The following is a 24,271-nucleotide window of genomic DNA, read 5'->3' on the forward strand; positions in this document are numbered from 1 at the left end:
TCTTGCCACAGTAACGGCCTCATTCGGCAGGGTTCCTGCACGGCAGCTTCGCGACTCATAAGGATGGAGGGCATGGCGCGCGGGGCGCAGACTATCAGTAGGCCAGTTGGAAGAGCACGACTGCGAGTGTGACCGCAGCCAGACCTAGGGCGAGAAGGGCTGTGAGGTCTGAGGGACAGGAGGCTTCAGTACGGACGCCTCGGGCTGCAAGTTCCTGCCGCGGAAATGTCCGGCAATGCAACAGGTTCCAGCGGTATCTGGGAAAAACAGCATCCACTTTTATGGTGAACAGCCAGTTAAGGATCCGGCAAACGCCGGTCGCTCATTCCGTCTCGAAATTGCCATGCGGAACAACAAGGCGGTATTCGAGGCGATCAGCCGCGATTTCGAGCGTCGCCGTGCCGTTCAGCGATGCCGGCACAACCCGTTCGAGTGCGACGCTGCCGAAGCGCTTCTCGCTACGCTGGTTGTCGTTGGCTCCGATCGTCTCGGCCCACGTCAGAGACAGGGAGGTCCCGGTGTCGTCGGGAGTCAGGCTGGCTGTAACCTCGACAAACCCATTCGGCCGCGACAGGGCGCCATAGCTCACCGAGTTGACGGCGAGTTCATGCATGGCGAGGCCGATATGCAGGGCAGCGTTGGGATTGAGATAGGGGTTTGCCCCCTGAAAACGCAGGCTGCGCACCGGATCCCCGCCGTAGCGGCCAACCTGGCCCGACACCAGTTCGCGAAGTGCGGCGCCCCGCCAATTGGAGGAGGTCACGAGATCCTGGGATGAAGCCAGTGATTGCAGCCGGCCGCGGAAGCGTGTCAGGAAATCGCCGATGCCGTCGGAGTAGCGCCCGGTCTGGGTGGCTATGCTTTGAATGATCGCCAGCAGATTCTTCGAGCGATGACTGACTTCACGCAACAGCGTCGTGAGGGTCTGCTCGCGGCGTTTCTGCTCGGTCGTCTCGACCATCGTGGTGACGACGCCTTGCACCGTGCCGCCATCGCCGTGGTCGGCATCGATCCAGACTTGAAACCAGCGGATGCCATCCTCGGCGGGAACGCTGATCTCGAGATGTTGCGGGTTGCCGGATGCAATGACGTCGCGTTTGGCCGCGCCAATGCGGTCTGCCTGCGCCGCCGGCAGGATGCCATTGCTGTCGGCGGTATCGGAAACCCAGGGCGCACGCATGTTGCGCGCCCATACGGTCCTCATCTCGCGATCCTGATAGAGAACGGAAATGCCTGCATTGTGCAAAGCGTGGAGAAGAGCCCGACCAAGCTGCATGCCGTTTTCGGCAGGGTGCAAGGCGATGACTTCATCGCTTTGCACATCGTTCTCTCTATTTCCGATTCTGGAACGCATCGACCAATCTGTCCACCCAACTCAGGCTGAACGGCTCACTCTTGAATGGGTTCCACAGGAGATTTCCCGAAACGAGCTTCCAAAAGCGGTCCGCCGGACGGTGCCCTTTGAAGGATACCGCCCGGCGGTGACTGGAAACCGTTTGAGGGGTGCGGCTTCCAGTGTTCGCTCGATGATCGCTCGGTCCTCACGCCCGTCTGAACAGACCCGCAAGAAGCGAAATGATCAGGAAAGCGAGAAAGATGAAAAACAATATCTGCGCTATGCCAGCAGATGTACCGGCGATACCGCCGAAACCAAGCGCGCCGGCGATGATTGCCACGACGAGAAATACGAGCGCCCAGTAAAGCATGATCCATCTCCTTCGAATGGTGCGATGAAAACGTGGGTAGATGCGGTTTGTTCCACCCTTTGCCGAAAAAGACGATGCTTGCAAATCGTTCGGAGCTGGGGGCGCGGGGAAATTTGCCGTTGCCGCCCGATGCGTGCATCAGGCGGCACGAATTGGAGAATTGATGAATTGAAGATATGGAGAAAATCGGCGAGCGAGGCTATCGCCTCGGGTTCGTCAATTCTTCAATTCATCCACTCCTCAATTCCCGACTATGCGGCGGCTTTCGCCTGGCGATCGAAGAACAGCGCCTGGCTGATCAGCGCCTTGACCATGTCGGGATTGAACGGCTTGGTGACCAGAAAGGCCGGTTCGGGACGCTCGCCGGTCAACAGACGCTCGGGAAAGGCGGTGATGAAGATCACCGGCACCGACGTCGACGACAGGATCTCGTTCACCGCCTCGATACCCGAACTGCCGTCGGCAAGCTGAATGTCGGCCAGCACCATCTTCGGTCGTGTCTTGCCGAACATCGTCACCGCCTCGTCATGGGTACGCGCCGTTCCGACGACGCGGTGCCCGAGGCTCTCGACCATTTCCTCTATGTCCATTGCGATCAGCGGTTCATCCTCGATGATCAGTACGTCGGTGGCCACCTGGCGAGAAATCTCGCTGCTAGCCTGCGCCAGCAGCTCTGAAAATTCCTGGTCGCCGACATCGAGTATCTCTGCCGCCTCGTCCTCGCTGAAACCTTCGACGGCGACGAGCAGGAAGGCCTGACGGGGAAGCGGCGCAATCGCATTCAGATTGGCGGCGGCCCGCTGTTCCCACGCCGATTGCGCGTGCTCCTGCGGGACGCGGATGGCGACCGATGTGAACAGCTTGGCGAAAACCTTGTACAGTGCGATACGGTCGCTCGATGCCTCAGGGAAGATGTCGATATCGGCTATGATGGCTTCGAGCATCGCGGCGACCATGGCGTCGCCACTTTCCTGCGATCCGGAAACGGCCCGCGAGAAGCGGCGCAGGAACGGCAGGTGTGGTGCGATGGTGGCAGATAAGCTCATGATAGTACGTCTCCCTCAGAATGACGTGGTTGCATAGATGGCAGATCGAGCCGATTGCAAGCCCAGTCAAACAACGCCGGTCCTGAGAAAAAGTTCCCGGCCCTGATGGAACTAATGCGGGAAGAGAGCGTTTGGAACGGGGATGGGGCAACCAGACGAAGGGGGCCGCTTGCGTTGTCGAGTCCGTTGTGAGCGGCTTGGTTTCTGGAATATAAGGGCAAAATGAAGGATATGACGAAAGATATTCTGGCTGGCGCCGCGGGCAGGCGCCGGAACGGTTCCGGTGACGCGCTTGGACCGAACTCCGAAATCGGACGCAAACTCAAACAATATTACGACGAACTGGTCTCTGACGATGTGCCGGATCGCTTCGCCCGGTTGCTCAGCCAACTGGAACGGGCCGAACCTGCGCAGAAGAAGGACTGAGGCATGGCAGCGGTCTCCCAAGGCTTCAAGACCGATCTGCTTGGGGCGATCCCGAGCTTGCGCGCTTTTGCCGTGTCGCTGACGCAGAATGCCGACAAAGCGGACGATCTTGTCCAGGAAACGCTGGTCAAGGCGTGGGACAAGCATGAGAGCTTCCAGCCCGGTACCAACCTCAAAGCATGGCTTTTCACCATCTTGCGCAATGAATTCTATTCGCAGATGCGCAAACGCGGGCGCGAGGTGCAAGACAGCGACGGTATCATGACGGCCAGGCTTTCCGTTCATCCGGCCCAGCATGGCCAGCTCGACCTGAAGGATTTTCGCGGCGCCCTCGAACAATTGCCAGAGGACCAGCGCGAAGCCATCATCCTTATCGGTGCGTCGGGTTTCTCCTACGAAGAGGCCGCCGAGATCTGCGGATGCGCGGTCGGGACGATCAAGAGCCGGGTCAGCCGGGCCCGCACACGCTTGCAGGAGATTCTGAAAATATCAGGCGAAGACGAGTATGGTCCGGATGCGATTTCTGCCCAGGTCACGGGCACGCCGGCCAGTTGACCTGCGATCGCCAGCCGCAATCCGCAAGGTCGGGATATTGTTTCAATCGGAAAAGGCACGTCCGCAGGCCGCCGCCACCGCTTGCACCAGGTCTTCACCCGAATAGGGTTTGCCGACCAGCCTGACGCCAGGAAAGGCTGCCTTGATTTCATCGGCATCCGAATAGCCCGTCGCAAATACGAAAGGTACGCCTGCCGCGCGCAGCCCCGAAGCGAAATCGAGTGTCGAGGCACCGGCCACCATGAGATCAACAATGGCTGCATCGAACTGTGTGGCGACCTCGCGGCCATCGACCTCGGTCAGATCGCGGGCGATCACCACTTCACCGGCGCCGTGGTCACGGCAAAGCTGCTCGACATCCATGGCGATGAGAAATTCATCCTCCAGAACGAGAATCCGCAATCCGTCAAGCAATGTGGGCACAGGCGATGTCTCCTTGAAACGCATTAAGTCATGATCACTAATTGGCGTGCTGTCATTTAAAAAAGACATGTGGCCGGCGGCGGAACCTCAATCCTTGCAACGCGTTGAAATGCAGTTCGTCCGAAGAGCGGCTTTTCAGCGCAAAGCAGCCCCCCTCTACCCGCCAATATAGCTGCGAGAACTGCCCGTTGCGGCCGTTGCCGGTTTTCCGCGAGTTCGAAAAACAGGACCTGGCCTTCGTCAGCAAATTCAAAAAGGGCAACTCGCCGTCGATAACGGTGCCACGGTCCGGGCCAAGGTCGTCGGGCTGAACGGCAAGCACTCCATCCAGATACCGATCACTCAACAACACATCGCCGACACGCTCGGCCTGTCGCTGGTTCATACCAACAAGACGATCCGCAAGCTGATGGATCGCAAACTGATCGCCTGGCGCGACGGCGGCTGCGAAATCATCGACGCTGAAGGGCTAAAGCGACTGGCCAGCTGGGAAGGGTTGGGCGAGGCGCGCCGGCCGCTGATCTGACGAGGCGCCTTTTGCCTTGTCGGCGGACGGGTGCGCGCCGATGAGTTTTCGGCTAGTTTGTCCCCGGTGTCGGAACCTTGAGACATGCGGCGCGTTTGAAATCGAGCAATCACAGGGAGTTAAGCGATGGCAACTGCCGCAGGAAAGACCGCAAGCGAGGCCCGTGCAAATGCGGACCTCGAAGCCGATATCAGGCAGCTGAAGGCCGATATCGACAAGCTCACCAAGCAGTTGGCCAAGACCGGCGAGCATGGCTATGGCACCGCGCGTCGTGCAGCCACGGAAGGCGTCGAGCAGTTGCGTGCGCAAGGCGAAGCAGCCTTTGACAGCCTGCGCAGCAACGCCAAGGATATCGAAGCACAAATGATGGCAAGCGTGCGTGAGAAACCGGTGACGTCATTGGCGATCGCTGCCGGCGTCGGTTTCCTTTTCGCGCTCCTCGCGCGTCGCTAGTCGCATCCCCTGATGGGAATGCTCGCATCCCTGATTTCCGGCTTGGCGTCGGGCGAAGCCGTTGCCGCCGGGCGCCGGGCGCGCAGGGCGGCAATCGTCTATGGGCTGGCTCTGACGGCCGCGCTCTGTGGTCTCGGTTTTCTGGTCGGCGCAGCCTATATCTGGGCGGCGACGCGCTACGGGTCGCTTGCCGCCGCGCTGGGCTTTGGCGCCGCTTTCTTGGTGCTTGCCGGGCTGATTCTGCTGATTTACCAGCTATCCGCAGGCTCGCGCGCCCGACGCCGGGCGCAACGCCGCAACGCCGACATGAAAGCAGTTGGCATCGCCGCTGCGCTCGCCGTGCTGCCGACGCTGCTCAAGGGAAAAGGCGGTCTCGGTGTCATTCTCGGTCCGGCTGTAGCGCTCGCGGCTTACGCGATCTACCGCGAGAATGTGAAACCTGATGATCCGGACGAGAGCGAGCGGAAATAGGGTCTTTTTTGTCGAGTATGATCTTTTCCGAAATCGGCTTCCACTTTTCGGGATTATGGCCTGTTACTTCGACAGATCCTCCAGCGGCATCGATATCTCGGCAAACACGCCTTCCGGTCGGAATTCGTGGGTCACTTCGCTGGCAATGACCTTGGCAAGGCTGCGGCGGATGAGGATCGAGCCGAAGCCATGCCGCTCAGGCGGGACGACTTGCGGGCCGCCGCTTTCGCGCCAGGTCAGCACAAGGCGCTGGGCGCCCTTTCTGCCTTGCTTCCTCCAGCCGAGATCAATCCTGCCTGATACGACCGACAGCGATCCGTACTGCAGTGCATTGCTACCCAGTTCATGCAGGATCAGGCCGAGCCCTACGGCCTGGTCGGGCGACAGCAGCAAATCGTCGCCGGAGATCGTCAGGCGCGCCTGTTTGGCCGTGTCGAAGGGCCTGACCTCGATCTGGACGAGTTCACGGATGCCGATGCCGCGCCACTCGCGGTCCGATAGCAGGCTGTGAGCGATGCCCAAGGCCTGAAGCCGGGCGCCAAAGGCCTCGAGGAATTCGCTCGGCTGGCGGGCGTGACGCACGGTCTGCGTCGCCAGTGCCTGGACCGTCGCCAGCGTGTTCTTGACGCGGTGGTTGAGCTCACGCAGCAGCAGCCGTTGACGTTCGTCGCCAAGCTTGCGCTCCGATATGTCGTAGTTGACGCCGAAGATCAGCGTCGGCTTGCCGTCGCCGTCTCGCTCGATGACGCGGCCACGCGTGGCGAGCCAGCGTGGCGGATGAATGCCCTTCACCCGGTATTCGCCGAAATAGTCGTCGCTGCCAGTCAAGGCATCGCGAAAACGGGTCTCGGTCTGGTAGACGTCGCGCGGATCGATGGCGGTGAGGATGTCGCGTGCCCGCAGCCGGTTTGAGCGCGGCAGGTTGAACAGCTCCGTCAGCAACGTGTCGCATTCGATGACGTCGGTACGGATGTCCCACGCCCAGCTGGCGAGCGATGCCGCGTCGAGCGCGATGGCGCGTCGTTTTTCCTCGCGCACGAGCGCAGCCTCGGCGATGGCGCCGCTGCGGGTCGCGTCCTTCAAGATGAACAGGCTGGCGGCGAGGTCGGCGAGCGCCTTCAACTGGTCGAGCTCGGCGCGGGATGGAAAGGGATGAGGCTTGCTGTCGAGCACGCACAGCGCGCCGATGCGCGCACCCGCCACGATTATCGGCGCGCCGGCATAGAAGCGTACATGGTGCTTGCCAGTGACCAGCGGGTTGGTCTTGAAACGGGGATCCGTCGTTGCATCCGCGACCACCATCGGTTCGTGGCCGGCGGCAATCGCATGGGCGCAGAAGGACGTGTCGGCCGCGGCCGCGGTCTCGTCCAAACCGAAGCAGGATTTGAACCATTGCCGCCCATGGTCAACAAGGGTGACAGTGGCGATCGGCACCTGCATCACCGCCGCGGCAAGACTGCTGATGCGGTCGAAATCCGGGTCGGCCGCAGTATCCAGTATCTCCAGCCCATGCAGCACGGCCAGCCGGTCCTCGTCCTCGACCGCGCACGCAACTTCGGCCGGCAAATCCGGCACTATCTTGGCCTTGCTATTCACCCAAGTCCCCAATGCCCGGTCTTCGTCCTCGCCCGCGCGCCGTCTTCGTCGGCCCGGAACCATCCTAGCGAGGAACCGTTACCTGACCATATTGTGCCAGACGCGTCACCTGGTGCAAAACGAGATAAGGACCGACCATGCCCAAGATCATTCCCGAAAATAAGGCGCGTCAGGGGCGATGGGGCTGGCACGGCCTGCGCATTTTGATTGCCGCGCTGTTGCTGGCCTTCGCTGCCTGGGGCATCGCCGAGATCTATGGTGAAATTGTCAAGACGCCGGCGACAGAGCAAGGAAGTGCGCCGAGCGGCTAGATTTTCGGGCTTCATCGCTAGAGATCGCATCAGGCAGCCTTTGCCTCGGCGACGCTGGCCGGCACCAGGACATTCAGTGCGCCAGGGTGGATTTCGATCGTCGTTTCACGGTCGAGACGAACCAGTTCTCCATCCATCACGGCACGAAACTTGCTGCTCCCCGAATGGATTTTCAGGACCGTCTTGTTCGCCTGATGAATTTCGACATGTTCGTTGTCGCGCCATTTGCCGCGCGCCATATTGAAGAAGAATTTGACCAGTTCGGCGCGCTGTTGCGCCACCGTGATATAGACGCCAAGCACGCCGCCTGCTGGGTTGTCGGCATAGGGCAAGTGGCCTTCGCCGAACAGATTGTTGGTGATGCCGATGCCGGTAATGCGGGCCGCCATCTCGGCGTCGCCGATGCTGAGCGTCACGTTCATCGCCGGTGGATTGTTGATCGTGGCCCAGGCCGCCTTGGCCGAGGCGCGGATTTTTCCCAGGCGTGAACCAAACTCCATCTTTTGGCGCAGTTGCACCAGCTTCGCATGTATGCCGATCGAGAACTGGTGGATGAAGGGCCTGCCGTTGGCAGTCGCCATGTCGACCGCAATGATTTCGCCGTCGGCGAAAGATTCAAGCGCGGCATCGAGCGTCTGGGGAATACCGAGCCCGCGCGCGAACAGGTTCATGGTACCTGCCGGCAATATGGCGAGCGCCTTCTTCGTGCCCATTAGCCGGGCAGCCGCGGCGGAAATGGTCCCGTCGCCGCCACCGGCCAGCACGACATCGATAGTGCGACGTGAAGCCACGCTGTCGAGCGTTTCCACTACATCCTTGCCGGCGACAATCTCGATGCTGAGAGAGTGACCTGCCGTCTCCAGCGTCCGATGCATCCTATCGGAGAAAGCGGCAATGTCGGTTGTGCGCAAGGTGCCACCTTCCCGGTTCAGCACCGCTGCAAATTTCATGCCCCGCTCCGTTATTCGACCATGGTTGGACCGGGACAGACCCAGCCGCAGGCAGAAACGCGGCGAAGCGGGAAAGGTTCCGCTCGAGAGCAATCGACATTCGCTCGGCTCGCTCTGCGGCCAAGGCACTCGTCCGGTGCTTTCGGGCACGGATGCCCGCGCTTTTTGTCGGAACAACAGCATGCTCACGACGTTGTGAAGCTGTAAAAGACGCCGCGTCCGATCGCCTTTAGCGACGATGCGTGGCGAGCACGAAATCAGGCACGAGGAGAGAACATCATGACCCGCAACCTCTTAGCCACGACCGCACTCGCAGCGCTGGTCGCGACCGGGGCCTACGCGCAGAGCACGACAGCCCCGGCGCCAGCGACCGGTCCTGCCGTTCAGCAGCCAGGCGCCGCTCCAGTGCGCGCAGAGGGCAGCATCGTCACCAACATCATCGGCGAATCCGTCTACAACGGCACCGCCGATGATGCCGAGAATATCGGCAAAGTCACTGACGTCGTCTTCGACAAGGATGGGCAGGCGAAATCCGTCATCATAGGCGTGGGCGGCTTTCTGGGTGTAGGCACGAAAAATGTCGCGTTCGACTATGACAAACTGCAATGGGCCGAAAAGAACGGCGACCGCTGGCTGGTTGCCCGGACCACCAAGGAAGAGTTGACTGCGCAGGCTGAATTCGACACGAAACCCTACGCTCCTGCGCCTGCCGCTCCGACTGCGGCGCCAACAGCACCTGCGACGACGGATACCGCGCAAAAGCCTGTCGACATGAACGCCGCTCCGACGGAACCCGTGAAGCGCGCCGACGGCAATCTTGCCACCAACATCATTGGCGAAACCGTCTACAACGGCACCGGCGATGACGCGCAGAACATTGGCAGTGTCAACGACATCGTTCTGACCAAGGAAGGCAAAGCGCAGTCCCTGATCATCGGCGTTGGCGGATTCCTTGGTATAGGGGCCAAGAACGTCCCCTATGATTTCAACAAGGCCAAATGGGCCGAGAGGAACGGCGATCGCTGGCTGGTGGCCCAGACCACCAAGGAAGAGCTGCAGGCGCAGCCGGATTTCAACCGCAAGGCCTATGATCCGCTGCCGGCAACGACGGCTTCCAATGCGCCTCCAGCAACCGCACCGGCCGCCGCGACGGCACCTGACCAGACAAAGACCGCAGCCATCGACAAGTCTGCGCTGACGGAAATGCCGGTTGGTGAGATCCGCGTCAACGATCTGAAGGGCACCACCGTCTACGGTGCCAACGACGCCAAGGTAGGCGTGATCGGCGACGTCGTCTTGACCCCCGACAAAAAACCCGATGCCGTGATCGTCGATGTCGGCGGCTTCCTCGGCATTGGCGCGAAGGAAGTCGCGGTCGGCATGGACAATCTCAAATTCATGACCGACAAGAACGGCAAGAAGTATCTCTACACGACCTTCACCAAGCAACAGCTTGAGGCTCAAACCGCCTATGACAAAGGCAGCTATGCCCAAAAGCGCGATCAGCAGCGCATGATCATGAGGTAGGCAACAGGCAGTAGGGCTGGACCGTCGACGTACCGGTTCGCCTTACTGCCCTATTCCCTTGCCACTCTAGGCTATGTGACCAACCACGCCGTGCTCGGTCAGTTCTGCCAGTGCCAGCGACTGGTCGAGATGTTCGGCTCGCCAGGCAAGCAGCCGTTCGGCGAACTCCAGCCGCACGACGAGATAGGCTGGATCGGCGGCCAGATTGTTCAACTCGCCCCTATCATTTTCCAGATCGAACAGCAGCGGCGGCAGGCCGCCACCGAAATGCACATATTTGAATTTTTCTGTGCGGATGACGGCGAGGTTGCACTGGCGTGAGGCGATGCCGAAATGCCGTTCAGCCTCACCATCGGCGATCGAACGGAAATCGAACTCCCAGTGCGCGGCATCGCGCCAGTCCGGAGGGCTTCCGCCGTCCAGGAACGGCTTCACCGAGTATCCGTCGAGATGCGGCGCGGGTGCTTCGCCGAGCAGATCGAGAAGCGTCGGCAAAATGTCCACCGCTTCGGTGAAGCGATCGACGCTGCCGCCGGCAGCCGTGGCGTGGAGCGGGTCGCGGATGATCAGCGGAATGTGGTAGCTGCCGTCGAAGTAGCCGCCCTTGCCCAGCATGAAATGGTCGCCCATCATCTCGGCATGGTCCGATGTCAGCACGATGATGGTGTCGTCCCACGCGCCCCCGGCCTTGACCGATTGCCAGATGCGACCGAGCTGCGCGTCGACCTCGGAGATCATGCCGTAATAGATGGCGCGGATGCGGCGAAAGTCGTCCTCGTTCCAGTCGTGCACCTTGCCCTTGGCGTCGGGACGGAATTTCATCTGCTTCTGCCGGCCTAGATCAAAGGCGAGATAGGGATGGCTTTCGGCCTCTGTCTGCCAGTTTGCCGCACGCTGGAAGGAAGGTCCGTCGCGCGGATCATACATCGTGTTGTAGGGCTCCGGGACGATGAAGGGCGGATGCGGGCTGATGAAGGAAAGATGCGCGAACCAAGGCGCCGCGTCCTCCTGCTCGCCGAGCCAGCGCGTGAATTCGCCGGTCAGGAAGGCGGCCGGGGTTTCGTTTCTGGTGTAAACAGGCGGCGCGTTGCTGACGGATGCGATGGCCTTGCCTTGGGCCACCGGGCGGTGGATGTCGGGAGATCCGGCGCTGATGTCGACGCCCCGCTGCTTCAGCCAGGAAAGCCACTGTTTCTGATGTTCGGGCAGCAACTGGCGCACCGCAAAGCCCGGCAGCACGCCTTCATAGCTTTGCAGCCGCGGGTCGCCCGGCGCCAGCAAGCGCGGATCGAGTGAGACGTCGGTGTAGCCGAACAGCGTCGGATCGTAGCCCAGACCGCGCGCATGCAGCGCGATATTGCCGTGACGGGCGTCGAGCGGCGTACCGTTGCGGCAGACGCGGTTGTTCATCTGGTAGAGGCCAGTGTAGAAGCAGGCGCGGGCCGGCGAGCAGGGCGCCGCGCCGCCATAGTGCCGCTTGAACAGCACACCCTCCGCGGCCAGCGCATCGGCATTCGGCGTCTTCACGAGCGGGTGGCCCGCGGCCGACAGGCAATCGCCGCGCCACTGGTCGCATGTGATCAGCAGAATGTTAGGCCGCCTGGTTTTCCCAGTCACTCGCGATACCCCCTGTCCGGATGCTCGAAAACGCCGCTCATGGAACCGAATTCTGCCGACGGCGCAAGTCTGTCTTGTAAGTCGTTTGGTGAACGGTTCCGCATCAATTGTTCACTTGTACAACACAGTCCATTCTGTGTTTGCCGCCTTTGCCTTAAGCGCCCGCATCCTCATATTGGCGTGGACAGCGGCGAGGGCCGCACAAGCATCAAGGGAAGGAGCAAGACAATGCTCGACCAGATCAAGGGCCTGCATCACGTCACCTCGATGGCCAGGGATGCCCGGCAGAACAATGAGTTCTTCACCCAGAAGCTCGGCCAGCGCCGAGTCAAGAAGACCGTCAACTTCGACGCGCCCGATGTCTACCATCTCTATTATGGCGACGAGACAGGCACGCCCGGTTCGGTGATGACCTATTTCCCGTTCCCCAATATCGGAAAGGGCCGGCATGGCGTCGGCGAAGTCGGTACCACGGTTTATTCGGTGCCGGAGGGTACGCTTGGCTATTGGGAAAAGCGTTTTGCCGACGAAGGCGTCGCCGGCGTGTCGCGCGAAGTGACGTTCGGCGAGAAGCGTCTGGCCTTTGCAGGCCCCGATGGCGATGGTTTCGCGCTGGTCGAAGACAAGGCGGACAGCAGAGCGCCATGGGCGAAAGGCGGCATTCCCGTTGATGAGGCGATCCGCGGCTTCCACTCGGTGTCGCTGCAGCTGAAGGATGGCGGCGCTACCGAGGAGCTTCTGAAATTCATGGGCTACGAGGAGATCGAGAGATCAGGCAATGTCAGGCGGCTCGCTTTGAAGAACGGCAACGGCGCCGATGTCGTCGACATCGAATCGCTGCCGACCGCGGCCTTTGCCGATCTGGGCGCCGGCTCCGTCCACCATGTCGCCTTCGCGGTCGAGAACCGCGCCAAGCAGCTCGAAGTGCGCAAGGCGTTGATGGACACCGGCTATGGAGTGACGCCGGTGATCGATCGCGATTATTTCTGGGCGATCTACTTCCGCACGCCGGGTGGCGTGCTGTTCGAAGTCGCCACCAACGAGCCAGGCTTCGATCGCGACGAGGATACCGCTCATCTCGGCGAGGCGTTGAAGCTGCCGACGCAGCATCAGCACCTGCGATCCCATCTCGAACAGCATCTGCAGAAACTGGAAGGCTGAGCTCATGAGCAAGGACGCGTACATCCACAAGCTGCTGCCCGGTTCGCCGGGCGGCCCGCTACTGTTCGTCCTCCATGGCACGGGAGCCGATGAGAACCAGCTTCTGTCGCTGGGGCGCGATCTCGCGCCGCAGGCGACCATCATTTCGCCGCGGGGCGATGTGTCGGAACAAGGCGCCGCGCGCTTCTTTCGCCGCACCGGCGAGGGCGTCTACGACATGGACGATCTGGCACGGGCGACGGACAAGATGGCGGGCTTCGTCAAGGCGCATGTCGAGGCGGCAAAGCCGTCGGCCGTGCTCGGCCTGGGCTACTCCAATGGCGCCAACATCCTGGCCTCCGTTATTTTTGCCAGACCGGCGCAGTTCGACGCCTCAGTGCTGATGCATCCGCTCATCCCGTTCGAACCGAAGGTCAAGGGTAGCCTCGCGGGCCGTCATATTCTGTTGACCGCCGGCAAGCGCGATCCGATATGCCCGCCGAACCTGACGACGCGGCTCGAAGCCTATTTGCGTGCCGATGGTGCCGATGTCACTGTGGAGTGGCATGAAGGCGGGCACGAGGTGCGGCCAAACGAGATCGAAGCGGCGCGGCGGCTCTTCGCCGGCGCCACCCAAGGAGTGTAAGCGATGCCTGACCAACTGCCTGAGATCGAACTGGAGGATCGCGGTTCCAAGGGGCGCTATGTCCTGCGCGGGCCCGGTGGCGCCGAGGCCGAGATGACCTTCACCAAGATTGGCGAGCACCAGATCATCATCGACCACACCGAGGTGCCGGACGCGTTTCGCGGCCAGGGTGCCGGGCTTCGGCTCGTCACCCGCGCCGTCGAGGATGCGCGTGCAGCGGGCAAGAAAATCATTCCTCTCTGCCCGTTCGCCAACGCCCAGTTCCGCCGCCACCAGGAATGGGCCGACGTGCTGAAGAAGTAGCGATATCGTTGTTCGCAAACGGCGTGGCAAGCGGCTGCAGTCTCACCGGGGTGGCTTTGGCATTTGCCCGGGTGGCGCATCCTGCCTAAGTAGATATGATCTACAGCAGCCACATCGCCGACAAACGAACCGAATGATCCCCCATGACCGAAACCGACCTCGTTCCCGTCTTCGACGGCCATAACGATACGTTGCTCAGACTTTATCAGTCGAAAGACGCGGATGTCGAAAAGCTGTTCATAGAGGGAAAATCGGGCGGCCATATCGACCTGCCGCGTGCCAAGGTCGGCGGCTTTGCCGGCGGCATGTTCGCCATCTTTCCGCCGCCCGTCGAGAAATCCAGGCGCAGCCCCGTGCCCCTGGCTCCGAGCGATGCGGAGCCGCTGCCGCCCGAGGTTCCGCGTAGTGATGCGCTGACCTCGACGATCGCGATGGCCTCGATCCTGTTCCGGCTGGAACGGGCCGGAGCTCTCACCGTCTGCCGCAGCGCGGGCGACGTGCGCAATGCCATGGCGCAAGGTTCGATCGCAGCTGTGTTCCATATCGAAGGGGTCGAAGCGATCGATCCCGAGCTTACCATGCTCGACGTGCTGCATCAGGCCGGCCTGCGCTCGCTCGGCATCGTCTGGAGCAGGCCTAATGCTTTCGGTCACGGCGTGCCGTTCCGCTTCCCCTCCTCGCCCGACACAGGGCCCGGCCTGACCGATGCCGGCAAGGCGCTGGTCAAGGCCTGCAACCAGCTGAAGATCATGATCGATCTCTCGCATCTCAATGAAAAAGGTTTTCGCGATGTTGCCGCACTCAGCGATGCGCCGCTGGTCGCCACCCATTCCAACGTGCATGCGATCAGCGGCCATTCGCGCAACCTCATCGACTGGCAACTCGGTGCGATCCGCGAATCCGGCGGTATGGTCGGACTGAATTTCGCCACCGGCTTCCTGCGCGAGGACGGCCGGATGAATGCCGACACCAGCCTCGACATCATGGTGCGCCATGTCGATTCACTGCTGCAGGCTTTGGGTGAGGACGGCGTCGGCCTCGGCTCGGACTTCGACGGTGCCATGATCCCGGCGGTCATCGGCGACGTCGCCGGCCTGCCGAAGTTGATCGATGCTTTGGCAGCGCGTGGCTTCGGCCGCGCGCTGATCGAGAAGATCGCTTATCGCAACTGGCTCAACATGCTCGAGAAGACGATCGGTTAGAACGACCTATTGGAAGCCCATGCGCTTCAGCCAATCGCTGCCGATCCCGCGATCACGGATGATCGGCAGCGGATTTTCGGAATCGAGCCGTGCGCAAATGCGGTAGACTTCAAGCGTCTCGGCGCTCATCTCGTTGCGCTTGTAGAAGAACATGGCGGCGGCATAGCGCGTGCGGCCAGACCACTTTTCGCCGAGGGGCGTGTTGATGAGCGCCCACTGCTCGGCGGCTTCCCCATCTTCTCCAGGCTTGTCGGCGTCGTCCATGATCAGAAATCCGCCGGCGGACTGGCGGCGCGGCGGTCGAGCTTGATGAACGGCCGTGCCACCACCTTGGCCCGCTTCATCAATTTCTCGTACTGCAGCTCGCGCATGGCATAGATCTCGACCCAGTGGTCGCCAACCATAGTATCACCACATGGCCGCGCCAGCGATGGCGATGTTGCCCTTGGCCATCGTGGTAGACGATGGCGTGTTCGGCCGGGGTGTTGTCTTCGATCTCCAACCCGACAAGGACGTGGCGCAGCCTGCGAACCTGGAAAGTCATGCAGAAGGTGCTTGACAGCGGTGAGCACCGTCCCACTGACTTTGCGGTCGAAAGCCGGTTGAATAGCCGGCGATGCTGGAGACCATCAGACCCATGAAGACAGCAGTCGCCAAGAAGGCCCTCGTTGAATCGGCGCGGAAAGGCGAATCCGAAAAGCGCGGGCGCAAGGCCTCGAAGGAAGTCAGGCAGCATCAGCTCATCGAGGCGACGATCGATTCCCTGGCCAAGCGCGGCTACTCGGAAACCACGATGGCCGATGTCGCGGATGGCGCCGGCCTGTCGCGCGGCATCGTCAATTTCCATTTCGAGAGCAAGGAAAAGCTGCTCATCGCGACCTTGCAACATATGTATGACGAGTATTCGGCGCACTGGCGCAATGCCTTGCAGAAGGCAGGCGATGACCCCGCCGATCAGCTTCATGCCCTGGTCTCCGCCGATTTCGACCGTTCGATCTGCAACAAGCGCAAGCTCGCCGCCTGGTGCGCCTTTTGGGGCGAGGCCAAGTCGCGGCCGAACTACCAGGCGCTGAGCAATGCGCGCGATGCCGTCTATCAGACCATATTCATCGACCTGTGCGCGACGCTCAAGCAGAGCGGCGATTATGCGTATGAGCCGCAGGTCATGGCCCTGGCACTCAGCGCCATGCTGGAGGGGCTGTGGCTGCGGTTGACGATGGGAACCGAGGACACCACCAGGGAGATCGCGTTGCAGGCGGCCAATGAATTCCTGTCGGCCGCATTCCCCAGGCACTTTCCGTGGAAGGCCGCCGGCGCGACGGAACCATAGAAAACGACAGAGGATGGAACGGCGATGAAGATACTGACCCGAGGCCTGACGGTGAGCTTGGCGCCCGGCGTGTCGGACCACTTGGTCAAGACCTTCGGCTATGGCCATGGCAACTGCGCCGGCATGGCGGCGATCGACCACACAGTGCTGGTCGAGCGTGGCTTCGACAATCTCGATAAGTTTTTCGACAACACGCAGTTCCAGCAGCCGGTGGCGCCGGAGCTCAAGCAGCGCAGGGTGGCAGAGTTCGAGAAGATCGAGGCCGGCTATTGAAGAACGAACAGGAAGGACCCGATGTCGTCATCGTCGGCGCAGGCTTCACCGGCCTGTCGGCAGCGCTTGCGCTCAAGGCAGCCGGCATCGATTTCGTTCTGCTCGAAGCCCGCGATCGCGTCGGCGGGCGGGTCGAGTCCATGGCGATCGGCGACGGCGAGCGTGTCGACAGCGGCGGTCAGTTCCTGTGCGAGGATATGCCGGCGCTGATGGCGTTGGTCGAGGAGCACGGCAAGACGCTGGTCGAGACCTATGTAGACGGCGAATTCGTCGCCCAGCCGGCTATGTCTGCGGGGGAGGCGGAACGAACCTATGTCGGCTCGATGGCGATCCGCGATCGCATGAACGCGATCGCGCCTGGTGATACTGATATCGCCGGCTTGTCAGTCGCCGCCTGGCTCGATCGCCAGGACGACCCCAAGGACGCCAAGGCAGCGTTTCGCTCAATGATCGAAGGTCTGTGGTGCCAGGCGCTGGAGAAGCTGCCGCTTTGGCATCTCATCGACAATGATCGCCGTATCACCAACGAGGTGTCGGAGCTGCAATATTTTCTCGCAGAGACCATGCATTCGCTGGCGGAGGATTTGGCTCAAGAACTGGGCGCCCGGGTGCGGCTTGGCGCGCATGTCACGCGCATCGAGCAAGGCGCAAATGGCGTGTCCACCCATACCAGCGCGGGTTCGATAGAGGCTCGTTGTCTGCTCGTCGCCGTGCCGCCGGTCATGGCCTCGAGGATAGATTATTCGCCGCCACTGCCGGCGGCTCTGGAGAAAGCACTTGGCGTCTGGCGCAGCGGGACGGTGATCAAGATGCTGCTGCGCTATCCCACCACCTTCTGGCGAGCCAAGGGCCTGAGCGGCATGGTGATGTGGCGTGACCAGCCAGGTTTGTTTGCCTGCGACGCCAGCAAGGATGACGATCATCCGGCGCTGGCGGTTTTCATCGGCGGTCCATCGGCCATCGAATGGCGTGGCTTTGGACAGGAAGGCCTCCGCACCAGAATTGCGGCGCGTCTCGTTGCAGCGCTCGGTCCGGAAGCTGCAAAGTGGATCGGCCTTGCCGTCCGATACTGGTTCGACGACCTCGGCGGCGTCGGCGGCTACAGCGACCTCATCGTCGACATGGATGCGACCGACGCCGAGCGCATCATCCTGGCCGGCGCGCCACCCGTGCATTTCGCCAGTTCGGAACTGTCGCCGTCATTTCCGGGCTATGTCGAAGGCGCCATCATTGCCGGACGGATCGCTGCGCGAAGGGTGATCGCCGAGCTTCAGTCGGAAATCGCTACCAAAGCCTCGGGATCGTAGGCGAGGCGGATCGAGGTCCCGACCGGGGTGTCGTCGGCGCCGAAATCGTTGGTTTCGGTCACCGATAGCGGTCGCAGGAGCTCGCATGAGCTCGGCCTGCTGGTCCGGCCGCTGATCAACATGTGCTTGATGGGGATAGCTCCCCTCTCCCGTTCTACAGGGAGAGGAGCGCTCATCGTCGTCTGCCCTTACGACCTCGACCTCAGCGCGTCATTCAAATTCCACATGTCCTTCTCCTCGGGCGCGGTCTCCAGGCCCAGCACCGGCAGCATCTTTGCGCAGATGGTCGTGGTGGGTGCGCACGCCGTATTCGAGGTCGGAGAGATAAAAACCCTCGAAGGCTTCGGACAGCATGGATTCGTTCGACCACACCGAGAGTTGCACATCTTCCGACATGGTGTCGCGGTCGATGCGGAAAGAGAGGTAGCGGGCGGCGGCCTGCTTGCGGCTTTCGTCGCGGTAGCGGTAGACGGCGCCGCGCAGCAGCGTCTCGCCCGTCGACAGCGGAAACTCCTGATAGAACTGCACCGATTCCGGCATCATCGAAATGACCGCGTTGGGGAAGATGCCGTAATAGACCCAGGCCTTCTTCAGGTAGTCGGGCAGATGCGCCGGCTCCGGCGCGATCTTGACGTAGTTCTTGACGCTCCAGCGCCGCCCGGCATGCGGGTTGTAAGTGGCGAATGAGCGCGACACGCCGTTGATGAAGGGCTCGTCGAAATAGGTGGCGCCATAGAGGTCCTGCAACGCAGGATGCGCCATGGCGACGTGATAGCCTTCATTGTCGACATCGCGTACCGACTTCCAGTTGACCGGGCTCTTCTGCGTCCAGATGCCCCAGGAGGGCACCATGTCGGCGGCGCTGTAGTGCGCGAATTCGGGCTCGATCGGCTTCATCAGTTCGGCAACCGAGGGCTGCGGCCCGCCATTGCGGAAACGGATGAAGATGAAGCCCATCCAGACTTCCAGATCGAGCGGCATGAGGCCGAATTCGGTCTTGTCGAGGTCGGGGAAGGAGCGCGGGCGTGCGGCACCGCGCAGCGTGCCGTCGAGATTGTAGACCCAGCCATGGAACGGGCAGACCAGCGCATTCTTGCAATTGCCTTGGCTTTCGGCGACGACGCGGCTGCCGCGGTGGCGGCACATATTGTTGAAACCGCGCACGACGCCATCCTTGCCGCGCACGATCAGGGCACGCTCACCGACGACGTCCATGGTCAGATAGTCGCCGGCGAGAGGTACGTCCGATAAATGCCCGACGATTTGCCAATGATTCCGAAAGACATGTTCCTTCTCAAGCTCGAGAAGGGCATCGGAATGGTAGCTCCAGCCCGGTAGTCCCCGCCGGTCCCAATCGTTGGGGATCGCCAGGTCGCGGAGGAGCGGGTTCATAAAACGTCTCTTCTTTTTATTGAATACTTGTTCAATACAAGCATATTTTGCATTGAAATGCAATGGTTTGTGCAAAACGGGCTGGATTCCCAGCAGAATCCGCGAGGCCTCCGGCGGCAAAATCCGCGCTGCTGGCGGCCCGGAAAGTCCCGAAGAATCCGGGTGTTAGTCGGGGTTTCAGGGCGCGGTCTGGACCCGACTTCGTGAACCATCGGAGCGGAGCCCGAGGGCGCTTTTCAGAGGAATCGGCTGGAATCGGTCGAAAGTCGCTGTCGGAATGGGGCGGATGAGTGCCCGACTTTGCCCGGTTTTGCCCGAAATGCCGTTTCAAACTCGTTACATTGCTGGTCTTGCGTCCACCTTGCCTTGTTACAAAGCGCGGCTAAGTTCGTTTCATCACCAAAAAAGAAACTCAGCGAAAGGGAAGGCAATGTATGCGAAAATCCAGACGATCCGCGGCGGACGCCGCCTCCAGGCTCCAGAGCGCAATGACCGCCGTCCGAAACTGGCGCTGCGCCAGCGGGCCAGCGACCATCCCATGGCGATGTTCATGGTGCTGGCTGCTTGCGCCTTCGTCGGCATGGCGTTCACGCCGACAATCGGGCCAGCCTTCGCTTCGTTAAACCCGCCGGCCAACCTGATCGAGGGCGCGCAGACGACGACCAAGACCGCACGTCTGCCGATCCCGGTGACCGACTTCGCCTGCAAGGGCCAAGCCTGGGGCGCCGAGAGCATCGATTGCCTCCGCGCCATCGCCGAGCAGTCCGGAGTGCACAAGACCCGCGCGATCCGCATGATCGCCAACGCGGCGCCATTGACCGACACGCCGAACATTTTCTGATTTCTGTCGAAGCATGATTCCGAAACAGGTTCCCGTTTGGGGATCATGCTCTGACCTCCCCGAGCGCTCCTCAGCGCTCCCTTCGGCTCCCGCCGCAAGTCGGGGGCCCCTTTTTATCCTTTTGTCATCGCCTGCTCGGCAATGGCCGACAGTACGCTGCGCACATCCAGCGTGCTGAATGGCTTTTCGAGGATCTCCGGCCGCTGATGTGCCGGCAAGGCCTCGATTTCGGCTTTCGCGCCGATAAGGTCGCCGGTGACCAGCACGAAACGCCGTGCCAGGTCAGTCTTTTCGGCAAGCAACTCGCGATAGATCGATATGCCGCTGATGCCGGGCATGCGCAGGTCCGAAAAGACGATGTCAGGCGGCATGTGGCCGCTCAAGGTGGCCGCACCCGATTCCCAGACTGGAACGATCCGCGACTTGATGCCCATCAGTTCGAGAATATCGGAGAGCGAGCCGGCGACATCCGGCTCATCGTCGATGATCAGGGCATGGCGCAGGCCGCTGGATCGCGGCTGGTTGTCGCCTGTAGTGGCGAGGCCGGCCACAATGGCCGGCAACTGGACGACGAAACGCGCGCCTCTCGGGATCACTTCCTCGAACCAGACATTGCCATTGTGCCGCTCGATGATGGATTTCGAGATCGACAGGCCGATGCCCGTGCCGACGCCAACCGGCTTGGTGGTGAAATAAGATTCGAAAATGCGGCTGCGGATCGCTTCCGGCACGCCGGGCCCATTGTCTTCGACCGAGAAGCAGGGATGACCCCGGTCGCTGCGGAACGTCCTCACCTTGATCAGCCGATCGCCGGCAATGCCAGCCAAGGCATGCTGGCTGTTGATAAGGAAATTGGCGGCCACCTGCGTCACATGGTCGGCGTCGGCCATGGCCAGCAGCGGGCCGGCGGCGAAGTCGGTGTCGATGATGATGCCGCTTGAGCGCGCGCCATAGGCGGTCACTTCCAGCGCCGCCCGGATCACCTGGTTGAGGTCGGTCTCGGCTTGTGCCGCGGGATGAAGCCGGACCATCGACAGGAAGCTCTTGACGATGCGGCCGCAGCGCTCGGCGGCGGCACGTACTTTCTCGGCGCGCACCTTGGTCTGCGGATCGGAGGCGAATTCGTGCAGCAGCGTCGATTGCGCCACCACCACGGCCAAAGGGTTGTTGAGCTCGTGCGACACGCCGGCCAGCAACGAACCCATCGCCGCCATCTTTTCGTTCTGGTGCAGCTTCTCGCGCTGACGGCCGATCTCCTCCTCGGCGCGCAATTTATCGCGCAGGTCGCGGATGGAGCCGAAAATCAGGCGACGGTCGGCGACCCGCATCTCGGTCGCCGTCAGCTCGATCGGGAACACTTCGCCGGCTGAGTTCTGGGTCACCGTCTCAAGCCGTTGGCCGACCATTGGCGCGCCGCGGCCGGTCATGTATTCGGCCCCCGAAGCATAGCCCTTTCGGTAGTAGATAGGCACGATGGTATCGAGCAAGTCCTTGCCGAGGATGTCGCCGCGCTGGAAGCCGAACATCTTCTCGGCGGCCGGATTGAATTCGATGATCGAGCCGGTCTCGTCGATGACGACGATGGCATCGAGGGAGGCCTGCAGCATGGTGCGGCGGATGACCTCGCTGGCATGGGCTTCGGAGGGCGAGCGTTCGATGGCGTCTCCGATGGCGAGCGCGATGATGTGCAGCGTCGCCTCTTCCTCATCGGTCCATTTACGCTCGTTGACGCAATCGTTGACCGCCAGCGTGCCCCACAGATGGCCGTGCGCGAAGACCGACACCGACAGGAAAGACTTGATGTTCTGCTTTTCGAAATCGGCTCTCAGAAAGCCCTCGAGATCGCGCGTATGCCCGGCGAAGATCTTGCCTTGCCGTTCGTCCTCGGCCAGTCGCTCCAGCAGCGGATCCGAATTGACGATCGACTGCACGATGACGGTCGGCGACGCCAGTTCGCCACCAAAGAGAGGGTCGATCCAGTAGGCGGCGACGGACTGGGCGAAACCCTGGCCAGGCAGCTCGCGCAAGCGAAACAGGATGCCACGCTGGCAATCTATCGCCCGGCAGAGCGTTTCCAGGATGCCGTCCATCTCGCGCTGCCAGTCTCCGGCCTCACGCAGTCGGCGAACGACGCGGACTGCCGCCATTGCCGCGCCCTGCCTGAACCCCTGCATATCCGTGCTTGCTGCTTCAGCGATCATCTTCTGCCGCCATTCCGGAACCGTGCCAATTCGATCAGCGAGCAACAGCTGCGAATCCGAACCCCACTGGCCTCGGAGCTCAGTTGCCGTCGCCGGTCGGCAGCGAGAAGATATAACCCTCTCCGCGCACCGTGCGCAGGAATTTCGGGTTGGCCGGATCGGTCTCGATCTTCTTGCGCAGCCGCATGATGCGAATGTCGACCGCGCGCGATGAATCCGGATCTTCGGTGAAGCCGATCGCCTCGGAGATCGCGGCGCGGGTCAGCAGCCGGTTGGCGCGGGTCAGGAAAACCTCCAGCACGTCGAATTCGCTTTTGGCCATGTCGACCACCGTGCCGTTGGCGCCGGTGACCAGCCTGCCGTCGAGATCGGCCTGGAAAGGGCCGAATGCAACGGAACGACGATCCGTCCTGGCCTTCTTGTCCTGAAGCTCCTGCGGCTGGGGAACCCGGCGCAACACGCTGCGGACCCTCGCCAGCACTTCGCGCAATTCGTAGGGTTTGACGATGTAGTCGTCGGCGCCGAGTTCCAGCCCGACGATACGGTCGAGCGCGGTGCCGGCGGCGGTCGCGTAGATGATGCCGATCGGCAGTTTCGAGCGCAGCCAGCGGCCGAGCGAGAGGCCGTCCTCGCCGGGCATGGCGATGTCGAGGATGGCGAGATGGAACGACTGCGTTTCAACGAGGCTGCGTGCGGCGGCAGCGCTTTCGGCGGTGACCACGTCATAGCCCGCGGCGCCAAGATATTCGGCGACCGCATCCCTCAAGTCGGGCTCATCCTCGACGATGACAATTCTTGCCCGCACGATGTTTTCGCTCCCACTTTCAGTGGAAAGTAGATTGGGTATAAACATGATGTCCAGCACTCATATCCGGTTGCCAGGGAACGGTTTGAAAACATGGCCGCACGATCGAACATCGCGCTTGTCTCTGTTGCCGAAGTGATCGCGACCGAGCTCGCCGACCATCTCGAGCGGCGCGGACATGATGTGCATCAGGCGCGCCAGCCCTGGGAGGCCGAATCGCTGCTGTCGGGAAAGGGCATCGACGTCGTCGTCGTCGGCGACAGTCTCAGCCAGGCCGAGGGGCGGGACCTGCTTCGGCGTTATGGCGGCCAAGGCGGGGGCGGCGAGGGCGGACCGGATTTCATCCTGATCTGCCGGCCGGCCGATCTTGTCGACAAGGTACTGGCGCTGGAGCTTGGGGCGGCCGACGTCGTCGAGAGCCCGCTCAATGTCAGGGAGCTCGCCGCCCGTGTTGGCGGCCTGCTTTCGCGACGCGGCAGGGGCACCCCGGAACTGATCGTGCTGGAGAACGCGACCGTCGATCTGAGGTCGGCCATGGTCATGCATCGCTCCGGCACGGAAGAACAGCTCTCGCCGGGTCAGGTGGCGCTGCTCCGGCTGTTCCTGGCCAGTCCGCGCAAGGTGCTGACGCGCGACGATATCATCGCCGCAGCGCCGGCAGAAAACGCCGACGCGTTCGATCGCTCGATCGATTCGCGCATCGTGCGGCTGCGCCGCAAGCTCGATACCGAAACCATTACCACCATACGCGGCGCCGGTTACCGGTTCGATCCGCCGCGGCAATTCGCCGACTGACTGCCGGGCGCTGACGCTCGCTCTTTTGTCGGGCATCGGATTTTCCATCTCTGGGCCCGATGCTCCCGGCGCTCAGCGTACCAGCAGAAGTGATGGGCCCACCGGCATGTCGCCGCCCATGGTGAGCTCACTGGCATGGGCGCGGTCCCTCAGGAGCACGGTGGCAAGCCCGGCAAAGCCGAGCAGACCCTGTGCGTAGAGCAGTGCGGACAGCACCGAAGCGGCAAATTTCGTGTTCATCGTAGCAGTTTCCCAAAATTGAAATGTATTGCGGATCGCTTCAGGACACCCCCGAAGTGGCCCCCCCCCCCCGCCCCCCCCCGCGGCGGGCCGGGGGGGGGGGGCGCGCGGGCCCCGGGTGGGGGGGGGGGGCGGCCACCCCCCCCCCGCACGACCCCCCCCCCCCCCGGCGGGGGGCGCGACCACGCG

The 24,271-nt window shown here is 62.0% G+C and carries 27 protein-coding genes and 4 pseudogenes; 16 read left to right on the plus strand and 15 right to left on the minus strand.

Annotated elements, in window-relative coordinates:
• Positions 1-322 precede the first annotated feature (322 nt).
• The 3 genes from NKH57_RS22740 to NKH57_RS22750 all read right to left on the minus strand — a co-directional run bounded on the left by NKH57_RS22740 (position 323) and on the right by NKH57_RS22750 (position 2,752).
• Entirely contained in the window at positions 323-1,354 is a 1,032-nt protein-coding gene (locus tag NKH57_RS22740) for a sensor histidine kinase (RefSeq protein WP_352947476.1), read from the minus strand.
• 187 nt (positions 1,355-1,541) lie between these two features.
• The gene (locus NKH57_RS22745) at positions 1,542-1,706 is read right to left on the minus strand and encodes a DUF1328 domain-containing protein (RefSeq protein ID WP_006203859.1); all 165 of its coding nucleotides are present in this window, start codon (positions 1,704-1,706) and stop codon (positions 1,542-1,544) included.
• A gap of 251 nt (positions 1,707-1,957) precedes the next feature.
• Positions 1,958-2,752, minus strand: a complete 795-nt coding sequence (locus tag NKH57_RS22750; protein WP_023757383.1) for a response regulator — start codon at positions 2,750-2,752, stop codon at positions 1,958-1,960.
• Between the two features lie 222 nt (positions 2,753-2,974).
• On the opposite strand from NKH57_RS22750, the gene NKH57_RS22755 reads away from it, so the two are divergent.
• Positions 2,975-3,178 carry a NepR family anti-sigma factor gene (locus NKH57_RS22755; protein WP_352947480.1) on the plus strand — a complete coding sequence of 68 codons (204 nt, stop codon included), beginning with the start codon at positions 2,975-2,977 and terminating at the stop codon, positions 3,176-3,178.
• 3 nt (positions 3,179-3,181) lie between these two features.
• Positions 3,182-3,733 (plus strand): sigma-70 family RNA polymerase sigma factor, encoded by a 552-nt coding sequence (locus NKH57_RS22760; RefSeq protein ID WP_023757381.1) that lies wholly within the window; start codon positions 3,182-3,184, stop codon positions 3,731-3,733.
• Between the two features lie 42 nt (positions 3,734-3,775).
• Here NKH57_RS22760 and NKH57_RS22765 read toward each other — a convergent pair whose 3' ends face one another.
• Positions 3,776-4,180, minus strand: coding sequence for a response regulator (locus tag NKH57_RS22765; protein WP_050589472.1), 405 nt, complete (start codon positions 4,178-4,180; stop codon positions 3,776-3,778).
• Positions 4,181-4,208: 28 nt separating this feature from the next.
• Positions 4,209-4,541: a hypothetical protein gene (locus tag NKH57_RS33860; protein WP_502907330.1), complete on the minus strand. Its 333-nt coding sequence runs from the start codon at positions 4,539-4,541 to the stop codon at positions 4,209-4,211.
• On the opposite strand from NKH57_RS33860, the pseudogene NKH57_RS22770 reads away from it, so the two are divergent.
• From NKH57_RS22770 to NKH57_RS22780, 3 genes and pseudogenes are all read left to right on the plus strand, one after another.
• Positions 4,446-4,682, plus strand: a pseudogene (locus tag NKH57_RS22770) (Crp/Fnr family transcriptional regulator); the annotation flags it as partial. The gene NKH57_RS33860 and the pseudogene NKH57_RS22770 overlap by 96 nt on opposite strands.
• A gap of 126 nt (positions 4,683-4,808) precedes the next feature.
• Complete coding sequence (locus NKH57_RS22775; protein WP_352828382.1) at positions 4,809-5,135, plus strand: ElaB/YgaM/YqjD family protein; 327 nt, start codon at positions 4,809-4,811, stop codon at positions 5,133-5,135.
• Positions 5,136-5,147: 12 nt separating this feature from the next.
• Entirely contained in the window at positions 5,148-5,606 is a 459-nt protein-coding gene (locus NKH57_RS22780) for a hypothetical protein (RefSeq protein ID WP_352947484.1), read from the plus strand.
• A gap of 63 nt (positions 5,607-5,669) precedes the next feature.
• Here the strand turns inward: NKH57_RS22780 and NKH57_RS22785 are convergent, their stop codons facing one another.
• Positions 5,670-7,202 (minus strand): sensor histidine kinase, encoded by a 1,533-nt coding sequence (locus tag NKH57_RS22785; RefSeq protein ID WP_352604735.1) that lies wholly within the window; start codon positions 7,200-7,202, stop codon positions 5,670-5,672.
• A gap of 137 nt (positions 7,203-7,339) precedes the next feature.
• Between NKH57_RS22785 and NKH57_RS22790 the strand changes: the two genes are divergently transcribed.
• Positions 7,340-7,513: a hypothetical protein gene (locus NKH57_RS22790; protein ID WP_023757374.1), complete on the plus strand. Its 174-nt coding sequence runs from the start codon at positions 7,340-7,342 to the stop codon at positions 7,511-7,513.
• Positions 7,514-7,542: 29 nt separating this feature from the next.
• Here the strand turns inward: NKH57_RS22790 and NKH57_RS22795 are convergent, their stop codons facing one another.
• The gene (locus tag NKH57_RS22795) at positions 7,543-8,463 is read right to left on the minus strand and encodes a diacylglycerol/lipid kinase family protein (protein ID WP_352727538.1); all 921 of its coding nucleotides are present in this window, start codon (positions 8,461-8,463) and stop codon (positions 7,543-7,545) included.
• A 279-nt stretch (positions 8,464-8,742) separates the two neighbouring features.
• On the opposite strand from NKH57_RS22795, the gene NKH57_RS22800 reads away from it, so the two are divergent.
• Positions 8,743-9,990, plus strand: a complete 1,248-nt coding sequence (locus tag NKH57_RS22800) for a PRC-barrel domain-containing protein (RefSeq protein WP_352947489.1) — start codon at positions 8,743-8,745, stop codon at positions 9,988-9,990.
• Positions 9,991-10,056: 66 nt separating this feature from the next.
• Here NKH57_RS22800 and NKH57_RS22805 read toward each other — a convergent pair whose 3' ends face one another.
• Positions 10,057-11,607, minus strand: a complete 1,551-nt coding sequence (locus NKH57_RS22805; RefSeq protein ID WP_352947492.1) for an alkaline phosphatase family protein — start codon at positions 11,605-11,607, stop codon at positions 10,057-10,059.
• 228 nt (positions 11,608-11,835) lie between these two features.
• Here NKH57_RS22805 and NKH57_RS22810 point away from each other — a divergent pair, with 228 nt between their 5' ends.
• The 4 genes from NKH57_RS22810 (at position 11,836) to NKH57_RS22825 (ending at position 14,898) form a co-directional block, all read left to right on the plus strand.
• Entirely contained in the window at positions 11,836-12,768 is a 933-nt protein-coding gene (locus tag NKH57_RS22810; RefSeq protein ID WP_352947494.1) for a VOC family protein, read from the plus strand.
• Positions 12,769-12,772: 4 nt separating this feature from the next.
• A complete protein-coding gene (locus tag NKH57_RS22815) occupies positions 12,773-13,393 on the plus strand; it encodes an alpha/beta hydrolase (protein ID WP_352947497.1) in 621 nt (206 codons plus the stop codon).
• A 3-nt stretch (positions 13,394-13,396) separates the two neighbouring features.
• Positions 13,397-13,696 (plus strand): GNAT family N-acetyltransferase, encoded by a 300-nt coding sequence (locus tag NKH57_RS22820; protein WP_023757367.1) that lies wholly within the window; start codon positions 13,397-13,399, stop codon positions 13,694-13,696.
• A gap of 143 nt (positions 13,697-13,839) precedes the next feature.
• The gene (locus tag NKH57_RS22825) at positions 13,840-14,898 is read left to right on the plus strand and encodes a dipeptidase (protein ID WP_352947499.1); all 1,059 of its coding nucleotides are present in this window, start codon (positions 13,840-13,842) and stop codon (positions 14,896-14,898) included.
• Between the two features lie 6 nt (positions 14,899-14,904).
• On the opposite strand, the gene NKH57_RS22830 is transcribed toward NKH57_RS22825, so the two are convergent.
• On the minus strand, positions 14,905-15,162 hold the full coding sequence (locus tag NKH57_RS22830; RefSeq protein ID WP_352727534.1) for a hypothetical protein: 258 nt from the start codon (positions 15,160-15,162) through the stop codon (positions 14,905-14,907).
• 2 nt (positions 15,163-15,164) lie between these two features.
• Positions 15,165-15,427: pseudogene (locus tag NKH57_RS22835) on the minus strand (aminomethyl transferase family protein); the annotation flags it as partial.
• An 87-nt stretch (positions 15,428-15,514) separates the two neighbouring features.
• Between NKH57_RS22835 and betI the strand changes: the two are divergent.
• Genes betI through NKH57_RS22850 form a run of 3 tightly spaced genes read left to right on the plus strand, consistent with a single transcriptional unit; the run spans position 15,515 to position 17,808 of the window.
• Complete coding sequence (gene betI, locus NKH57_RS22840) at positions 15,515-16,228, plus strand: transcriptional regulator BetI (protein ID WP_352947502.1); 714 nt, start codon at positions 15,515-15,517, stop codon at positions 16,226-16,228.
• A gap of 24 nt (positions 16,229-16,252) precedes the next feature.
• Entirely contained in the window at positions 16,253-16,501 is a 249-nt protein-coding gene (locus tag NKH57_RS22845) for a hypothetical protein (protein ID WP_352947504.1), read from the plus strand.
• Positions 16,498-17,808 (plus strand): flavin monoamine oxidase family protein, encoded by a 1,311-nt coding sequence (locus tag NKH57_RS22850; protein ID WP_352947506.1) that lies wholly within the window; start codon positions 16,498-16,500, stop codon positions 17,806-17,808. The genes NKH57_RS22845 and NKH57_RS22850 overlap by 4 nt, the downstream gene beginning before the upstream one ends.
• Here the strand turns inward: NKH57_RS22850 and NKH57_RS22855 are convergent.
• Together NKH57_RS22855 and NKH57_RS22860 are read right to left on the minus strand one after the other, a co-directional pair.
• A pseudogene (locus NKH57_RS22855) lies at positions 17,772-17,888 on the minus strand (Fe3+/spermidine/putrescine ABC transporter ATP-binding protein); the annotation flags it as partial. The gene NKH57_RS22850 and the pseudogene NKH57_RS22855 overlap by 37 nt on opposite strands.
• 108 nt (positions 17,889-17,996) lie before the next feature.
• Positions 17,997-19,200 (minus strand): annotated as a pseudogene (locus NKH57_RS22860) (aromatic ring-hydroxylating oxygenase subunit alpha).
• 430 nt (positions 19,201-19,630) lie between these two features.
• Here NKH57_RS22860 and NKH57_RS22865 point away from each other — a divergent pair.
• On the plus strand, positions 19,631-20,041 hold the full coding sequence (locus NKH57_RS22865) for a hypothetical protein (protein ID WP_023757357.1): 411 nt from the start codon (positions 19,631-19,633) through the stop codon (positions 20,039-20,041).
• Between the two features lie 113 nt (positions 20,042-20,154).
• On the opposite strand, the gene NKH57_RS22870 is transcribed toward NKH57_RS22865, so the two are convergent.
• Positions 20,155-22,242 carry an ATP-binding protein gene (locus NKH57_RS22870; RefSeq protein ID WP_352947508.1) on the minus strand — a complete coding sequence of 696 codons (2,088 nt, stop codon included), beginning with the start codon at positions 22,240-22,242 and terminating at the stop codon, positions 20,155-20,157.
• Between the two features lie 79 nt (positions 22,243-22,321).
• Entirely contained in the window at positions 22,322-23,095 is a 774-nt protein-coding gene (locus tag NKH57_RS22875) for a response regulator (protein WP_198032173.1), read from the minus strand.
• Positions 23,096-23,140: 45 nt separating this feature from the next.
• Between NKH57_RS22875 and NKH57_RS22880 the strand changes: the two genes are divergently transcribed.
• Positions 23,141-23,842: a response regulator transcription factor gene (locus NKH57_RS22880; RefSeq protein WP_023757354.1), complete on the plus strand. Its 702-nt coding sequence runs from the start codon at positions 23,141-23,143 to the stop codon at positions 23,840-23,842.
• A 72-nt stretch (positions 23,843-23,914) separates the two neighbouring features.
• Here NKH57_RS22880 and NKH57_RS22885 read toward each other — a convergent pair whose 3' ends face one another.
• Entirely contained in the window at positions 23,915-24,082 is a 168-nt protein-coding gene (locus tag NKH57_RS22885) for a hypothetical protein (protein WP_023757353.1), read from the minus strand.
• Between the last annotated feature and the right edge of the window lie 189 nt (positions 24,083-24,271).

It is taken from the genome of Mesorhizobium sp. M1050 (assembly GCF_040318715.1).
Lineage (GTDB): Bacteria > Pseudomonadota > Alphaproteobacteria > Rhizobiales > Rhizobiaceae > Mesorhizobium.

Bases quoted from the DNA above. Each gene is read 5' to 3' on its own strand.
- NKH57_RS22740 (WP_352947476.1), bottom strand. From the start codon at position 1,354: ATGCGTTCCAGAATCGGAAATAGAGAGAACGATGTGCAAAGCGATGAA.
- NKH57_RS22745 (WP_006203859.1), bottom strand. From the start codon at position 1,706: ATGCTTTACTGGGCGCTCGTATTTCTCGTCGTGGCAATCATCGCCGGC.
- NKH57_RS22750 (WP_023757383.1), bottom strand. From the start codon at position 2,752: ATGAGCTTATCTGCCACCATCGCACCACACCTGCCGTTCCTGCGCCGC.
- NKH57_RS22755 (WP_352947480.1), top strand. From the start codon at position 2,975: ATGAAGGATATGACGAAAGATATTCTGGCTGGCGCCGCGGGCAGGCGC.
- NKH57_RS22760 (WP_023757381.1), top strand. From the start codon at position 3,182: ATGGCAGCGGTCTCCCAAGGCTTCAAGACCGATCTGCTTGGGGCGATC.
- NKH57_RS22765 (WP_050589472.1), bottom strand. From the start codon at position 4,180: ATGCGTTTCAAGGAGACATCGCCTGTGCCCACATTGCTTGACGGATTG.
- NKH57_RS33860 (WP_502907330.1), bottom strand. From the start codon at position 4,541: ATGAACCAGCGACAGGCCGAGCGTGTCGGCGATGTGTTGTTGAGTGAT.
- NKH57_RS22775 (WP_352828382.1), top strand. From the start codon at position 4,809: ATGGCAACTGCCGCAGGAAAGACCGCAAGCGAGGCCCGTGCAAATGCG.
- NKH57_RS22780 (WP_352947484.1), top strand. From the start codon at position 5,148: ATGGGAATGCTCGCATCCCTGATTTCCGGCTTGGCGTCGGGCGAAGCC.
- NKH57_RS22790 (WP_023757374.1), top strand. From the start codon at position 7,340: ATGCCCAAGATCATTCCCGAAAATAAGGCGCGTCAGGGGCGATGGGGC.
- NKH57_RS22795 (WP_352727538.1), bottom strand. From the start codon at position 8,463: ATGAAATTTGCAGCGGTGCTGAACCGGGAAGGTGGCACCTTGCGCACA.
- NKH57_RS22800 (WP_352947489.1), top strand. From the start codon at position 8,743: ATGACCCGCAACCTCTTAGCCACGACCGCACTCGCAGCGCTGGTCGCG.
- NKH57_RS22810 (WP_352947494.1), top strand. From the start codon at position 11,836: ATGCTCGACCAGATCAAGGGCCTGCATCACGTCACCTCGATGGCCAGG.
- NKH57_RS22815 (WP_352947497.1), top strand. From the start codon at position 12,773: ATGAGCAAGGACGCGTACATCCACAAGCTGCTGCCCGGTTCGCCGGGC.
- NKH57_RS22820 (WP_023757367.1), top strand. From the start codon at position 13,397: ATGCCTGACCAACTGCCTGAGATCGAACTGGAGGATCGCGGTTCCAAG.
- NKH57_RS22825 (WP_352947499.1), top strand. From the start codon at position 13,840: ATGACCGAAACCGACCTCGTTCCCGTCTTCGACGGCCATAACGATACG.
- NKH57_RS22830 (WP_352727534.1), bottom strand. From the start codon at position 15,162: ATGGACGACGCCGACAAGCCTGGAGAAGATGGGGAAGCCGCCGAGCAG.
- betI (WP_352947502.1), top strand. From the start codon at position 15,515: ATGCTGGAGACCATCAGACCCATGAAGACAGCAGTCGCCAAGAAGGCC.
- NKH57_RS22845 (WP_352947504.1), top strand. From the start codon at position 16,253: ATGAAGATACTGACCCGAGGCCTGACGGTGAGCTTGGCGCCCGGCGTG.
- NKH57_RS22865 (WP_023757357.1), top strand. From the start codon at position 19,631: ATGTATGCGAAAATCCAGACGATCCGCGGCGGACGCCGCCTCCAGGCT.
- NKH57_RS22870 (WP_352947508.1), bottom strand. From the start codon at position 22,242: ATGATCGCTGAAGCAGCAAGCACGGATATGCAGGGGTTCAGGCAGGGC.
- NKH57_RS22875 (WP_198032173.1), bottom strand. From the start codon at position 23,095: ATGTTTATACCCAATCTACTTTCCACTGAAAGTGGGAGCGAAAACATC.
- NKH57_RS22880 (WP_023757354.1), top strand. From the start codon at position 23,141: ATGGCCGCACGATCGAACATCGCGCTTGTCTCTGTTGCCGAAGTGATC.
- NKH57_RS22885 (WP_023757353.1), bottom strand. From the start codon at position 24,082: ATGAACACGAAATTTGCCGCTTCGGTGCTGTCCGCACTGCTCTACGCA.